This is a genomic window from Nonomuraea sp. ATR24 (genome assembly GCF_041950485.1).
GTDB lineage: Bacteria > Actinomycetota > Actinomycetes > Streptosporangiales > Streptosporangiaceae > Nonomuraea > Nonomuraea ceibae.
Genome location: NZ_JBGNUU010000021.1, coordinates 78,188 through 92,158, shown reverse-complemented (window position 1 = coordinate 92,158; position 13,971 = coordinate 78,188). Strand labels below are relative to the sequence as shown.

General features: G+C 74.3%; 13 protein-coding genes. 5 read left to right on the top strand and 8 right to left on the bottom strand.

Features of this window, described 5'->3' with window-relative positions; all coding sequences use genetic code 11:
- Nucleotides 1–10: 10 nt before the first annotated feature.
- Complete coding sequence (locus ACBI99_RS36700; RefSeq protein WP_375074571.1) at nucleotides 11–841, top strand: SDR family NAD(P)-dependent oxidoreductase; 831 nt, start codon at nucleotides 11–13, stop codon at nucleotides 839–841.
- 25 nt (nucleotides 842–866) lie between these two features.
- Complete coding sequence (locus ACBI99_RS36695; RefSeq protein WP_375074570.1) at nucleotides 867–1,769, top strand: SDR family NAD(P)-dependent oxidoreductase; 903 nt, start codon at nucleotides 867–869, stop codon at nucleotides 1,767–1,769.
- A 35-nt stretch (nucleotides 1,770–1,804) separates the two neighbouring features.
- Here the strand turns inward: ACBI99_RS36695 and ACBI99_RS36690 are convergent, their stop codons facing one another.
- Nucleotides 1,805–2,269, bottom strand: coding sequence for a MarR family transcriptional regulator (locus ACBI99_RS36690; RefSeq protein ID WP_357585878.1), 465 nt, complete (start codon nucleotides 2,267–2,269; stop codon nucleotides 1,805–1,807).
- 85 nt (nucleotides 2,270–2,354) lie between these two features.
- On the opposite strand from ACBI99_RS36690, the gene ACBI99_RS36685 reads away from it, so the two are divergent.
- From ACBI99_RS36685 to ACBI99_RS36675, 3 genes are all read left to right on the top strand, one after another.
- Nucleotides 2,355–3,896: an amidohydrolase family protein gene (locus ACBI99_RS36685; RefSeq protein WP_219518340.1), complete on the top strand. Its 1,542-nt coding sequence runs from the start codon at nucleotides 2,355–2,357 to the stop codon at nucleotides 3,894–3,896.
- Nucleotides 3,897–4,047: 151 nt separating this feature from the next.
- Nucleotides 4,048–6,378, top strand: a complete 2,331-nt coding sequence (locus ACBI99_RS36680; protein ID WP_375074569.1) for a polysaccharide lyase 8 family protein — start codon at nucleotides 4,048–4,050, stop codon at nucleotides 6,376–6,378.
- A gap of 81 nt (nucleotides 6,379–6,459) precedes the next feature.
- Complete coding sequence (locus ACBI99_RS36675) at nucleotides 6,460–7,440, top strand: glycosyltransferase family 2 protein (RefSeq protein WP_375074568.1); 981 nt, start codon at nucleotides 6,460–6,462, stop codon at nucleotides 7,438–7,440.
- On the opposite strand, the gene ACBI99_RS36670 is transcribed toward ACBI99_RS36675, so the two are convergent.
- From ACBI99_RS36670 to ACBI99_RS36640, 7 genes are read right to left on the bottom strand one after another with little or no spacing between them, the layout of a single operon-like run.
- Nucleotides 7,421–8,665, bottom strand: a complete 1,245-nt coding sequence (locus ACBI99_RS36670; protein WP_375074567.1) for a glycosyltransferase family 4 protein — start codon at nucleotides 8,663–8,665, stop codon at nucleotides 7,421–7,423. The genes ACBI99_RS36675 and ACBI99_RS36670 overlap by 20 nt on opposite strands.
- Entirely contained in the window at nucleotides 8,662–9,930 is a 1,269-nt protein-coding gene (locus tag ACBI99_RS36665) for a hypothetical protein (protein ID WP_375074566.1), read from the bottom strand. Before ACBI99_RS36665 ends, ACBI99_RS36670 begins: the two co-directional genes overlap by 4 nt.
- Nucleotides 9,918–10,670 (bottom strand): NTP transferase domain-containing protein, encoded by a 753-nt coding sequence (locus ACBI99_RS36660; RefSeq protein ID WP_375074565.1) that lies wholly within the window; start codon nucleotides 10,668–10,670, stop codon nucleotides 9,918–9,920. The genes ACBI99_RS36665 and ACBI99_RS36660 overlap by 13 nt, the downstream gene beginning before the upstream one ends.
- Nucleotides 10,663–11,385, bottom strand: coding sequence for an HAD family hydrolase (locus tag ACBI99_RS36655; RefSeq protein WP_375074564.1), 723 nt, complete (start codon nucleotides 11,383–11,385; stop codon nucleotides 10,663–10,665). Before ACBI99_RS36655 ends, ACBI99_RS36660 begins: the two co-directional genes overlap by 8 nt.
- Nucleotides 11,386–11,392: 7 nt before the next feature.
- Nucleotides 11,393–12,523: a 2-phospho-L-lactate transferase CofD family protein gene (locus tag ACBI99_RS36650; protein WP_375074563.1), complete on the bottom strand. Its 1,131-nt coding sequence runs from the start codon at nucleotides 12,521–12,523 to the stop codon at nucleotides 11,393–11,395.
- Complete coding sequence (locus tag ACBI99_RS36645; protein WP_219514768.1) at nucleotides 12,523–13,278, bottom strand: glycosyltransferase family 2 protein; 756 nt, start codon at nucleotides 13,276–13,278, stop codon at nucleotides 12,523–12,525. The genes ACBI99_RS36650 and ACBI99_RS36645 overlap by 1 nt, the downstream gene beginning before the upstream one ends.
- A gap of 30 nt (nucleotides 13,279–13,308) precedes the next feature.
- Nucleotides 13,309–13,917 (bottom strand): hypothetical protein, encoded by a 609-nt coding sequence (locus tag ACBI99_RS36640; RefSeq protein ID WP_308126123.1) that lies wholly within the window; start codon nucleotides 13,915–13,917, stop codon nucleotides 13,309–13,311.
- Between the last annotated feature and the right edge of the window lie 54 nt (nucleotides 13,918–13,971).

The following is a 13,971-nucleotide window of genomic DNA, read 5'->3' as shown; positions in this document are numbered from 1 at the left end:
CAGGTGAAGCATGCAGACCGTGGTCATCACCGGAGGCACCGACGGGCTCGGCAAGGGGCTGGCCCTCCACTACCTCCGGCAGGGCGCCCACGTGATCGCCGTCGGCAGCACCCCGGAGAAGGGCCGGGCCCTGCTCGCCGAGGCCGCGGCCCTGCCGGCCGGGCGGGCCGCCTTCGTCCGCGCCGACCTGACCTCGGTGGCCGCCACCCGGGACCTGGTGAACCGGCTGACCGGCGAGCACCCGGTCGTGGACAAGCTCGTCCTCTGCGCCCAGCGCTACCGGCTCTTCGGCGGCCGGGCGGTCACCCCGGAGGGCTTCGAGCACAGCTTCGCGCTCGCCTACCTCAGCCGTTACGTGCTGAGCCACGGCCTGCACGACGCGCTGCGGGCCGCCCCGCGCCCGGTGATCATGAACGTGGGCACGCCCGGGGTGCCGCTGGGCCGGATCCACTGGGACGACCTGCAACTCGCGCGCCGCTACAGCGGGGCCAGGGCGACCCTGCAGTCCTTCCGGGCCAACGACCTGCTCGGGGTCGCGTTCGGCGTCCGTCATGCCGGGGGCGGCGTCCCGTACGTCGGCTACAACCCCGGCGTGGTCTCCACCGGCATGCCCGCGAGCCTGCCGCAGCCGCTGCGGGCGGTGGCGAAGGCGTTCTTCACGCTGTTCGCCACCTCGGTGCCGAAGGCGATCGCGCCCATGACGGCGCTGCTGGACGACCCTCCGGGCGAGCCCTTCACCGCGCACTGGCAGAGGCGCCGGCTGTCGCCGGACGGCCGGGCCTTCGACCGGCAGGACGCGCTGCGCCTGCACGACCTCACCCGCGACCTGATCGCGGCCTGACGCCGCCCTACCGAGGAGGACACCGATGGCACCGAACGACCTGACGGGGAAGACCGCGCTGATCACCGGCAGCACCGGCGGGATCGGCCTGGAGACGGCACGCGGCCTGGCCGCGCGGGGAGCGTCCGTCATCCTGGTCGGGCTCGACGAGGGCCGCGCCCGGCGGGCCGAGCGCGAGGTGCGCGCCGGGGCCGGGCACGACCGGGTGACCGCGCTCACCGCCGACGTCACGACCCTCGACGGGCTGGTCCGGCTCGCGGCCGGGGTCGCCGAGCGCTGCGACGCGCTCGACGTGCTGGTCAACAACGTGGGCGTGAACACGCCGCGCCGGGAGCTGACCGCCGACGGCGTGGAGAAGATGTTCGCCGCGCACGTCCTGGCCCCCTTCACCCTCACCCACCTGCTGCTGCCCCGGCTGCGGCGGGCCGGCCGGGCCCGGGTCGTCAACCTGACGGGCGGCATCCCCGGCGGCCCCGTCGACCACGGCAACCTCCAGGGCGAGCGCCGTCTCCTCGGGTGGACGTTCAGCCACTACAACCACACCAAGACGATGACGATGGCGCTGACGGCCCGGCTCGCCCGGGAGCTGGACGGGACGGGGGTGACGGCCAACGTGGTCTATCCGGGGCACGGCTACACGCCGATGAACCGGTCGACGCCGATCGCCGCCTTCCCGGTCCTCTACCGGCCGATCGCGCCACTGGTGCTGAAGGTGATCGCGCCGCTGTTCCTGTCGGACCTGACCCGCTCGGCCCGCTCCAGCGTCCACGCCGCGGCGAGCCGGGAGGTCGAGGGCGTCACCGGCGCGTACTTCGACGACCGGTGCCGCCGCAAGCCGCTGCCGGCGAGCGCGCTCGACGAGCGCAACCAGCGCGCGGTGTGGGACCTGTGCGTCCGGCTGAGCGCGGACGCGCTCGCCCAGCCCTGACCCGGGCCCGGTCCCCGTCGCCGCCGTCGCCGCCGTCACGGGCGGGGCGGCCGGTCGGCCTCCAGGCTGTCGAGGACCTTGGCGGCCAGGGCGGCGAACCGGTCGAGCTCCTCCGGCGTGAGACGGTCGACGAACAGGCGGCGGACCTCCTCGGCGTGCCCCGGCGCGGCCTTCCGGAGCGCGGCGAGCCCGTCCTCGGTGAGCACGGCCTCGATGCCGCGCGAGCCGCACGGCTCCCGGACGACCAGGCCCCGCCCGCTCATCCGGGTGAGCTGGTGGTGCATGCGGCTCTTCTCCCAGCCGGCCACGCGGGCGAGCTCGTAGGAGCGCATGCGCCTGCCGGGCGCCTCCGAGAGCAGCGCGAGCACGGTGTAGTCGGCGTTGGACAGGCCGCCGACGGCCTGGAGCTGCTGCTCGATGCGGGCCCGCAGCAGCTCCACCATCCGGAACGAGGTCCGCCACGCGCGGAGTTCGCGTTCGGTCAATCCCAGCTGCGCCATGACGTCCACCCTACCAGTGAGTTGACATGTCCACTCGATGACGTACGCTCCGGTTGATACATCAACTCACTGTTGGAGCAGCCTTATGACGAGCCGGAAGAACCACGTCGGGCGGCGCGCCTTCCTGAAGACCTCGGCCGCGGTGGCGGGCACGGGCCTGCTGGCCGCGTCCCCCGCCTCCGCCGCCGAGCCGCCGCCGCCGAAGGACAGCGGCCGCCGGGGGCGCCGCTATGTCGTCCGGGGCGGGGCCGTGATGTCGATGGACCCGGCGGTGGGCGACTTCGAGACCGCCGACGTCCTGGTCGAAGGCGAGAGGATCGCCGCGGTCGCGCGCCGCGTCGACGCGCCCGGCGCGGACGTGATCGACGCGCGCGGGCGCATCGTCATGCCGGGGTTCGTCGACACGCACCACCATCTGTTCGAGACGGCCGAGCGCGCGTTCCTGGCCAACGGCCTGCTGCTGGACGACGGCTCGGGCTCGCCGAGCGCCCGGCCCAACTACGGCGAGCACATCCTGCAAGGGTTCGCGCGGGTCTACCGGCCGCAGGACGTGTACGTCAACGCGCTGTTCGGCGGGCTCTCGCAGCTCGACGCGGGGGTCACCACGGTCCTCGACGTCTCGCAGATCCACCACTCCCCCGAGCACTCCGACGCGGCGGTCCAGGCGCTGATCGACACCGGGCGGCGGGCCGCGTTCGGCTACTTCGAGGGCGACGGCCGCCCCGGCGCCCGCTACCCGGAGGACGCCCGCCGCATCCGGGAGCGCTGGTTCCCCTCCGACGACCAGCTCGTGACCCTGGTCATGGGCGGCGAGCTGCACCTCGGCCGGGAGACGTACACCCGGTCCTGGGCGATCGCCCGCGAGCTCGGCGTGCGGATCGCCGCTCATTCGGTGGGCTCGTGGGGGATGCGGCCGGTCTTCGACGAGATCGCCGCGGGCACCGCCGGGGTGCGGGTCGGGCCGGACAACCTCTTCATCCACATGACCGGCATGTCCGACCGGACGTGGAAGACGTTCCGGGACGCGGGCGCGCAGGTCTCGCTCGCCTTCCCGATCGAGATGGTGATGCGGCACGGCACCCCGCCGATCCTCAAGATGCAGGAGCTCGGCATGGAGCCCTCGCTGAGCTCCGACGTCGAGACGACGATGGCCGCCGACCCGTTCACGCTCATGCGCTCGGCCATGATCATGCAGCGGATGGTCGTCAACCAGCTCGTCCTGGACCAGGGCGACCTCGTGCCGCCCGGCAACTGGCCGACCCCGGCCGAGGGCACGCCGGAGCTGCTCACGGTCCGCGACGTGCTGCGTTACGCCACCGTCAACGGCGCGGCGCACCTCGGGCTCGGCGCGCGCACGGGCACGCTCACGCCCGGCAAGCAGGCCGACCTCGTGCTGCTCGACGCCACGGCGCTCAACGTCGCCCCGCTCAACAGCGTGCCCGGCGCGGTCGTGTCGCTGATGGACCGCACCAACGTGGAGACCGTGATCGTCGCCGGCCGGGTCCGCAAGTGGCGGGGGCGGCTGCTCGGCGCGGACCTGGGCCGGCTGCGCCGCGAGCTCGAAGCGTCACGCGACCACCTCTTCCGGGCGGCCGGCGTACCGCAGGACCTGTTCGCATACAGCTGAGCCCGGCACGGGCGGCCCGGAAGGCGGCGGTCGGACACCAGGTGATCGAGGCTGATGTCAGGGCAGGGGAGGTCGCGGAGCCGGAAGGCCGCTCCCCTGTCGACATATGATCCTTTCGTTTGGTATTTGGCCCGATTGTCGGAAGGCGCCCATGTCCCACCCCCTCAGCCGGCGGGCCGCCCTGCTGGGCGCCGCGGCCGTGGCCGGAGTCGCCCTCTGGGACGAACCGGCCAGTGGGGCGGCACGGCGGGCCGCGTTCGACGCCGCGCGCGAGCGGTGGGTGAGCCTGCTGGCCGGCGGGCGGTTCGACGCCGACTACGCCGCCGAGACGCGGGCCGTCGAGGGTTCGGCCAAAGCGGTGCTGCGCAAGCTGAAGCCGTCGGGCGGCCGCCGCCCCAGCCTCTGGCCCGACCTGCCGCTGGACGACCCCCGCACGGGCAACTTCAACCGCGCCTACAACCGCATGCGCACGCTGGCGCTGGGCTGGGCCACGCCGGGCACCGCCATGCACCGGGACGAGCGGGTCGCCGAGACCGCGGTCAGGGCGCTGGACTTCCTGTACGAGCACGCCTACCACGAGGGGCTCGACCGGCGGGGCAGCAACTGGTTCTGGTGGGAGATCGGCGTGCCGCGCTCGCTGACCGACACCTGCGCCCTGCTGTACGACGGCCTGCCCGGCGACCGGCTGAGGCGCTGGCTGCGGCCGGTGCGGCGATGGTGCCCCGACCCGGAGCGGCGCGTCAGCCATCCCGGCGTCGTGGAGACCGGCGCCAACCGGGCGGGCAAGGCGATGGCGGTGGCGATGCGCGGCCTGCTCACCCACGACGCGCGCCTGGTCAGGCGGGCCAAGGACGCGGTCTCCGACCTGTTGCGGACGACCCGGGGCCCGGGTGACGGCTTCTACCGTGACGGGTCGTTCATCCAGCACGACGTGTACCCGTACAACGGCAGCTACGGCGTGGACTACCTGGAGAGCGTGGCCAAGCTGATCGCCATGCTGGCCCGCTCCCCCTGGGAGATCCCCGACATCGGGAACGTCTACGACATCGTGGACCGCTCCTTCGTGCCGTTCGTCGTCGACGGGCTGATGATGGACTGCGTGCGCGGCCGGGCGATCTCGCGGCAGGGCCACCGCGACTACCACGCGGGCCAGAAGACCGTCGAGGCCGTCCTCACCCTGCTGGAGGCGGCCCCCGAACGTCACGCCCGGCGCTGGAAGCCGCTGGTGAAGGGCTGGCTGACGCGCAACCGGGCGATCCCGTACGAGTCGCTCGCGCCGCTGGCGAGCATCGCCAAGGCCCGCGCCCTGCTGGAGGACCCGTCGGTGCCGGTCGGCCCGCGCCTGACGGGCACGTACGTGTTCGCCGACATGGACCGGGTCGTGCACCACCGCCCCACCTGGGCGTTCGCGATCGCGATGAGCTCGGAGCGGATCGGCGCGGCCGAGGCCATGAACCGGGAGAACCTGCGCGGCTGGTACACCGGCGACGGCATGACGTACCTCTACACCGACGACCTCACGCACTGGAACGACGAGCTGTGGCCGACGATCGACCCGTACCGGCTGCCGGGCACGACGGTCGACAGGCGCAGGCGCGGCGAGCTGCGGCACGGCGAGCGCCGCCTGCCGCCGACGCCGTGGGCGGGCGGGGTGGCGCTCGACGGCGAGTACGGCGTGGCGGCGATGAAGCTGGTCGCCAAGGGCTCCTCGCTGCGGGCCAAGAAGGCGTGGTTCCTGCTGGACGACGCGGTCGTCGCGCTCGGCACGGGCATCGCCGCCTCCGACGGCCGCCGCGTCGAGACCGTCGTGGAGAACCGCAACACCCACGACCGCCATCCGCCGCTGACCCGGGGCGACGGCTGGGTGCACCTGGCCGGTGTGGGCGGTTACGCGCTGCTCGACGGCGCGAAGCCGAAGGTGGTCCGGGAGAAGCGCACCGGCCGCTGGCGCGACATCGACAGGGGCGCCACCACGGGCGGCGACGGCACCCCGCTCACCCGGCACTACACGACGATCGTGATCGACCACGGCGAGGACCCGGACAGGGCGCGGTACGCCTACGCCGTGCTGCCCGGCGCCCGCGTCACGCAGACCGCGGCCTACCGGGGCCGGGTGGAGGTCCTGGCCAACTCCGGGTCGGTGCAGGCGATCGCCCGCGACGACCTGCTCGCCGCCGTCTTCTGGCGAGCGGCGACGGTCGAGACCCCGTACGGGCCGCTGAAGGCCGACGGTCCGTGCGCGCTGGTGCTCCGCCGCGACCACGACCGGCTGCGGCTCGCGGTCTCGGACCCGTCGCGGAGCGCCGACGAGGTGCGGATCACGCTGCCGTGGGAGGTGCGTTCGGTCGCGGAGGCCGACCGGGGCGTGCGCAGGGCCGGGAAGTCGGTCAAGGTGGAGCTGCGCGGCGCCCGAGGCCACACCCGTACGGCGGCGCTGCGGCTGCGCGTCGCCGGGCAGCACTTCCCGCCTGACAAGTCCTGACAGATCACACATAACCAGGACGTACGCGGCGGCCCCTGTGCCATCCTTGATCGACAGTCGCGTCCCGGCCGGGGAGCCACCATGACCACCGTGTCCCTGATCGTGCCCTGCTACAACGCTGCCAAGACCCTGCGCCTGTGCCTGGAGGCCGTGCTCGCGCAGACCCGGCTGCCCGACGAGATCGTCGTCGTCGACGACGCCAGCACCGACGGCTCGGCCGAGCTGGCCGAGGAGCTCGGCTGCCGGGTCGTGCGGATGCCCGTCAACCGCGGCGTGTCGGCCGCCCGCAACACCGGCGCCGACGCCACCACCGGCGACGTGATCTTCTACCTGGACTCCGACGTGGCGCTGCGGCCCGACGCCGTCGCCAACGCGCTGGCGATCCTCGACGGCGACCCGGACGTGGGCTGCGTGCACGGCGTGTACGACACCGAGCCGCTCATCGACGACGGCCCCGCCGAGTGGTACCGCATCCTGCACGCCGTCCACTGGCGGCGCCGCCACCTGGGCGAGGTCAACAGCGTCGTGTTCGCGCTGGCCGCCATCCGCCGCGACGTCCTGCTCGGCGCCGGCCGCTTCGACGAGAGCCTGCGCGACTGCGAGGACGTCGAGTACAGCAGCCGCCTGGCCGTCCGCAGCCGGATCGTGCTCACCGACACCGTGGTCGGCAGGCACGACGACGGCAGCGACCTGCTGCCGATCCTCGGCGAGCAGTGGCGGCGCGCGCTGCCGCTGATCCCGCTCGCGCTGGCCACCAGCCGGCGCGGCGCAGCCAAGCCCGAGCACGCCAACCGGCCCACGGGCATCCTGGCCTGCGCGCTCGCGCTGGCGTGCCTGCCGCTCGGCCTGCTGTCGCCCGCGCTGCTCGCCGTGCCCGCCGCGCTGGTGGCCGGGTTCGTGCTGGCCGACGTGGAGCTGGTCCGGTTCGTGCACGGCAGGCGCGGCCCGGCGTTCACCGCGTACTTCATGGGCGTGCACCTGGCCGTGCACGTGGTGCTCGTGACCGGGCTGGCCGTCGGGTCGCTGCGGGTGCTGCCGGGGCTCAGGAAGAGGTACGCGTGAGCCGCCCGAGCGCGGCCTCGTAGCACGCCACGGTCTCGCGGGCGGCCCGCTCCCAGCTCAGGCCCTCGCTCACCAGCCGCCTGCCGCGCTCGGCCAGCTCCCCGGCGAGCCGCGCGTCGGTCATGACCGCCAGCACGCCGCGCGCGATGTCGGCCGGATCACCGGCGCGGACGAACCGGCACGCCGGCCGGTCCGGGTCGCCGAGGAAGATCCGCGAGAACCCGTCGCCCAGCACCACCGGCCTGCCCAGCGCCATCGCCTCGGTCGCCACCAGCCCGAACGGCTCGAACAGCGACGGGAACACGCACGCGTCGGCCATCGCGTAGAACTCCAGCAGCTCCCGCCCGCCGACGAACCGGCCCGGGGCCAGCACGCTCAGGCCCGACGCGGCGGCGATCCGCTCGACGCCCGCCACGTCTCCCTCGCCCACCAGCACCAGCCGCACGCCCGGCAGCCCGGCGGCGATCTCCGGCAGCGCCTCCAGGAGCTGGTAGACGCCCTTCTGCCGTTCGATCCGGCCGACGAACAGCAGCACCGGATCGCCCGCCGCGATCCCCAGCCGCATCCGCAGGCCCGCCGCCGCCTCATCCAGGCCGGCCCGGTCGAAGCCCGGATCGGCGACCAGGTGCTCGAACGTGCCGCCCAGCGGCACCACGTCGATCGGCGTGCGGTCCCACCCGGCCGCCACGAGCTGGTCGCGCACCTCCGGCGTGGCCACCACCACCCGGCGCGAGATCCGCGCCAGCCACCGCTCCAGCGCCGCGAACAGGCCCAGCGGGTCCGGGATGCTGCGCTGCTCGGCGACCCCGTACTCGGTCGTGTGGACGTGCAGCACGACCGGCAGCCGCAGCGCGTAGTGGCACAGCAGCGCAGCCAGGAAGTTCGTCGAGTCGTGCACCGCGACCAGGTCGGGGCGCGCCGACCGGCGCAGCCGCAGGAAGTAGCGCCAGTTGCTCGCCACCACGGTCAGCGCCAGCAGCAGGAACTCCACGCCCTTGGTGCGGTTGAGCCGCCTGCGCCGGCCGATCGCGCCGAGGAGGCGGCCCAGCGGCCGGTGCACGGTGATGCCCGGCAGCCGCTCCTCGGCCGTCTGGCGGCCGTCGTTCAGCGTGAAGACGGCCAGCCGGTGCCCGCGCGCCAGGTACGGGGTGATCAGCTCGGCGTAGCGGCCCAGCCCGGCGGTGATGTTGGGCGGGAACTGGTTGACGATGTAGGCGATCCTCATCGTTCGGCCTCCGGGCGACGGTAGAGCCGCGCGGCCACGACGCCGACGACGGCCACGAGGATGACATTGGACAGCGCGAACGCCAGCAGCCCGCCGGTCAGCCCCCACCAGGCGATGCACGCCACCTGGACGGCCAGCGCCGCCGGCGACCCGGCCAGCAGGCAGCCGACGAGCACCCGCGCGCCGCGCACCCCGTCCATCTGCAGGGCGACGGCGTAGAGGTTGAACACCATGTGGGCGCCGATCCCGGCCGCCGACAGCGCCATGAGGCCGACGGCGTACGGGTACTCGGCCCCCATCAGCAGGAAGAACACTGTGCTCGCCGCGAACGCGAACACCGCCGTGGCGGCGCCGACCAGCGGGGCGATCCGGGCGATGCGCCGCATGACGGCGGGTTTGTCGCTGGTGGCGAGCGCGGGCAGCAGCACCAGTCCGATCCCGTCGGTGAACACCACGCCGAGCAGCCGCTTGGGGAAGCCGTTGTAGACGGAGTACACGCCGACGTCGGCCGGGGCCGACCAGTGGTTGAGGAAGATCACGTCCACGCCGAACAGCACCGAGGTGAGCGCGGCGATGGCCGTCACGTACGCGCCGTGCCGGTAGAGCGCCCTGGCCAGCGGCGCTGACCAGGCACGCGGCCGCACCCCGGCGGCGGCCACGGCGACGGCGGCCAGGAGCAGGTTGGTGGCGATCAGCGCCACCAGGTACGGCTCGGCGTCGCGCACGCCGAGCACGAGCAGGCAGAAGCCGGCCGCCGCCAGGTAGGCGAGCGCCACGCCGAGCTTGAGCCAGGCCACGAACGCGTAGCGGGCCAGCCCGCGCAGCAGGCTCTCGGTGAGCTGGTTGAGCGTCATCGACAGCGCCAGCGCCAGCGCGAACCCGAGCGTGCGGACGTCGACCCCGAGCAGGCCCGTCAGCAGCGGCGCGGCCAGCAGGCCCGCCGCCGCCAGCGCGACGCTCAGCGCCAGCGTGGCCAGCACCGCGGTGGTGACCAGCGCGGGCCGGTCGGCCGGGTCGGCGCGCGGCAGCTCCTGGAGCATGACGTAGTGCAGGCTGGTGAGCATGGCGACGGTGACGATCAGCGCGATCGTCAGCACGACGGTGAAGTGGCCGAACGCGGCGGCCCCGGCGCCCCGGGCGATGACGAGCGTGGTGGCGGCGGCGGTGCCGCTGGCCACCGTGCTCACCAGCGTGGGACCCGCCGCCCACCGGTGCCGGTCGAGCAGTCCGGCCAGGCGGGCGCGCGGCGTGGTCAGGTCGCCCACCGCGCGTGGGCCCGGCGGGCGAACTCCAGGTCGGCGGGCGTGTTGATGCCCCGCGCCTCGTCCGGGTCGGCCACCGGCACCACCCGCACCGGCCAGTCCAGGTCCTGGGCCAGGTGCGGCAGGAACGGCAGGAAGTTCACCTCGCCGGTCGCCGCGCCGCGCCCGGCCCCCGCCGCGTAGCGGGCCCACGCCTCCTCCAGCCCGGCGGTGGCCAGGCAGAACACGCCGATGTCGCTGAGCCCGCCCGGACGGCACCGGTCGCCCTCGCGTGACATCAGCACCCGGGTCAGCCCGGCGGGCCCGAACTCGTACTCCACGTACGGGTCGGCCATCGCCACCAGCGGGAGCGTCACCCCCGGGCCGGTGTGGGCGGCGGCCACGGCGCGGACGGTGACGGGCGACAGGTTCGCCTGGTCGCCCCAGACGACGAGGATCGCGTCGTGGCCGCGCCAGTGCGGGGCCGCGCCGAAGATCGCGTCGCCCATGCCGGTCGGCTCGGGCTGCACGCTCACCGACACCGCGCCGGTGGCGAGCTCGGCGGCGGCCAGCTCCCGGAACGGCCCCACCCCGTCCGGGGAGAGCACGACGTGGACGTGCGCCACGGACGGCCGCAGCCGCCGGTGGAGCAGGTGCCAGACGGTGACGCCGTCCGCGACCTCGATCATGATCTTGGGGATGGCCTGGCCCAGCCTGGTCCCCCGGCCGGCCGCCGGGATCACCGCGCAGATCCGGTCACTCACCGGCACTCACCTCCTGTTCGACGGCCTGATCTACGGCCTGTTCAACGACGGGCACGAGCTCGCGCAGACTGCGTACGGCCACCGCTCCCGGGGCCGGCGCGGCCGTGTGGACATGCAGCGTGACCAGCCCCGCGCCGGTCGCGGACGCCACCCCGTGCGCCGAGTCCTCCACCGCCACCGCGTCGGCCGCCTCGACGCCCCACAGGCGGCAGGCGTGGGCGTAGAACTCCGGGTCGGGCTTGGCCGAGGCGACGTCGTCGGCGGTGAGCACGCCGGCGAAGTGGCGGCCCAGCCCGCTCGCCGCGAGGACGCGCTCGACGGAGCCCCGGCTGCCGCTGGTCACCAGGTAGGCGGCCAGGCCCGCGCGGGCGAGCGCGCCGAGGAGCCGGTGCGCGCCGGGGAAGACCTCGACCCGGCCCGCCGCCACCTGCTCGCGGTAGCGGAGCTGCTTGCGCCGGGCCAGCTCGGCGGCCACGTCCGGGTCGGCGACCAGCCGGGCGGCCACCTCGGCGGTGCTCGCCCCGGCATGCGCGGCGTAGCGGAAGGAGGCCAGCGCGGCGGGCGCGAGCTCGGCGATCGCCTGCCGGAACGCGGCCTCATGGGCCGGGCCGGAGTCCACCAGCGTCCCGTCGAGGTCGCACAGCCAGACCCGCCGTCCGGTGACGGCGGCGCGCACGGCGGTGTTCATCGGGCTCATCGGGTTCATCGGGCTCATCGGGCGCTCATCCGGCCCGCGCCAGGCTCGTCCCGGCCCGCACCGCCGCCAGCGCCTCCACCGTGCGGGCGCCGCTGTGCGTGCCCGGCCTGCGCTCGTCCTCCAGGTCGGCCGCCACCCAGCGGGCTCCCGCCAGCCCGGCGCGGGGCGAGGGCGTCCGGCCGTGGCACAGCACGTGGGTGACGGTGCCGCGCTCGTTGCCCGGGTCGCCCAGGTACGTCAGCGTGCGGCCGACCAGGTCGGCGGCGGTCAGGCCCTGGCTGTCGTGGTCGTCGCGCAGGTTCACGACGAACACCTTGGCCGCCGCCCGGCTGCCCGCGATCGCCTCGGCGACGCCCGGCGTCAGGTAGCTCGGCAGCAGCGACGAGTGCGGCGTGCCCGGCCCGTACACGATGAGGTCGGTGTCGCGCAGCGCGGCCAGCGCGCGCGGGTTCGGCGTGATCGTGGCGGCCCGCCGGGCCAGCTCAGTGCCGGTGAGCGGGCCGCTGATCGGCTCCCTCAGGAGGAACAGCCCGGTGATCGGCTCGGCGCTCTGCGGGCCGACGATGTCGGCCTCGTCGGCCAGCAGCGTCCCGTCGGCCTTGACCGCCGCCAGGTAGGCGTTCTCGCCGCCGGTCACGTTCTCCAGGGCGACGGGCGAGCCGAACATCTCGGCGCAGGCGCGCACGGCCGCGTTGAAGTCGCGGTCCAGCCGCAGGTACGCCCCGGCGAGCACGAGGTTGCCGAGCGCGCAGTCGGCCAGGTCGAGCCCGTCCGGGCGGGCGGCCAGCCGGGCGGCGAACACCTTCAGGTCGCGCACGATCGGCTCCAGGCCGGGCCCGGCCGCCGCCAGCTCGTCGATCAGGCGGCCCAGGTCGGCCGGGGTGGCGCCGCCGGGCAGCCGGCGCTCCAGCAGGGCCAGGCGCGGGTCTCCGGCGTCGAGGTGGAGCAGCAGGTTCTTGCGGAAGTCCGACGGGCCGAGCATGCCCGGCAGGTAGCGGCGCAGCGCCCCGGTGGACAGCCCGTTGTCGTAGCCGTTGATCAGCAGGGTGAGCGCGGCGCCGGGCGTGGCGAGCAGCCGGCGGGCGATGCTGGCCGCGCCCCGGCCGCCGCCGAACATCGTGACCCGCCACGGGGCCTGCTGCTGCGGGCCGGCCATCAGCGCTCCTCGGCGGGCAGCGGCGCGCGCAGCACCCCGCGGCGTAACAGCCGGTGCCGGAAGCCGAGGTAGGCGACGAACAGGGCGCGGTCGAGCGCGCCGCGCGCGAACCGCCAGCCGCGCCGGCCGCCGCCGCGTGCGCGGTGCCGGATGGGGATCTCCACCCAGGTGTGGCCGAGCTCGGTGACGCGGGCGGTGATCTCGGTGGAGCAGTTCATGCCGCCGGATTCGAGCGGCACCGAGCGCAGCAGCGGGCCGCGTACCAGCTTGAAGATGGAGTTGAAGTCGCGGAAGCGGGTCCCGTGCAGGGCGTTGCTGACGGCGCCGCTGGCGGCCGACCCCCATCGGTAGGGGAGGCTGTCGGCCTTCCTGAGCCGGGCGCCGGAGAACGCCACGCCGTCGCCCGCCAGCGCGCGGGGCAGGAAGCGGTCCAGCTCGGCGATCGGGAACTGGCCGTCGGAGTCGAGCAGCACCACCCAGTCCAGGCGGGTCGCGGCGATCGCCGCCGCGATGGCGGCCCCGGCGCCCCGGTTGCGGCCGAACGTGACGACGACCAGCTCCGGCACGTCCTTGCGCAGGTCGCGCAGGATGGCGCCGGTGCCGTCGGAGCTGCCGTCGTCGCACACGACGATCTCCCACGCGCCCACCGCCGGATGGCCGCGCAGGTAGTCGCGCCACTCCCGGACGGAGGCCGCGATGTTGGCCGCCTCGTTGTAGGCGGGCGCCGCGACCGAGACGTCGATGGTGCGGGGCAAGGGTCACCTCCGTGAAGTCGTACGCCTGCCTCAGGGCCGGGGCGCGAGCAGGCGGCCGATCCAGCGGTCCAGGGGCAGCAGGTTGATCACCACGACGATCGGGACGTGCGCGAGCGTGAAGACGATCGCCGCGCCGAACGAGATGGGACCGCCGGTGAACAGGTTGATGTGCGGGGCGTCGATCAGCTCGGGGATCTCGACGGGGTTGACCACCTGCCACATGACGTCCAGGAACCCCGAGAACACGATGACGACGCCGCTGGCCATGATCTTCAGCGTGCGGCCGGGGCTGCCGCCGGCCAGCCGGTAGGCGGAGGCGACGGTGAGCACGATTCCCGGATAGAGCAGCAGATAGAGATGGGTGTAGAAGCTGTCGCCCTGGAGCCGTGCGCCGTCGCCGTAATAGAACCAGCTGACGCGCGGAATGAGATAGCCGGTGAAGAACAGGAACGGCACGCAGAGCAGCCAGTGCAGGCGCGGCGACACGTACGGGAAGAACGCGATCGCGACGCACAGGCAGACGAAGGCGGCGAGCCGGGCGACGAGGTCCCAGGTGTTGCCGATCTCGCGGGCGTGCGGGGTGGCGAGCCAGACGAACACGAAGCCGCCGGCGCCCACGGCCAGGGCGATCCACCACACGTGAGCTGCCCACCGGCGTGACGGGGGCCCGTCGTAGGCCGTCATTCGGATCGC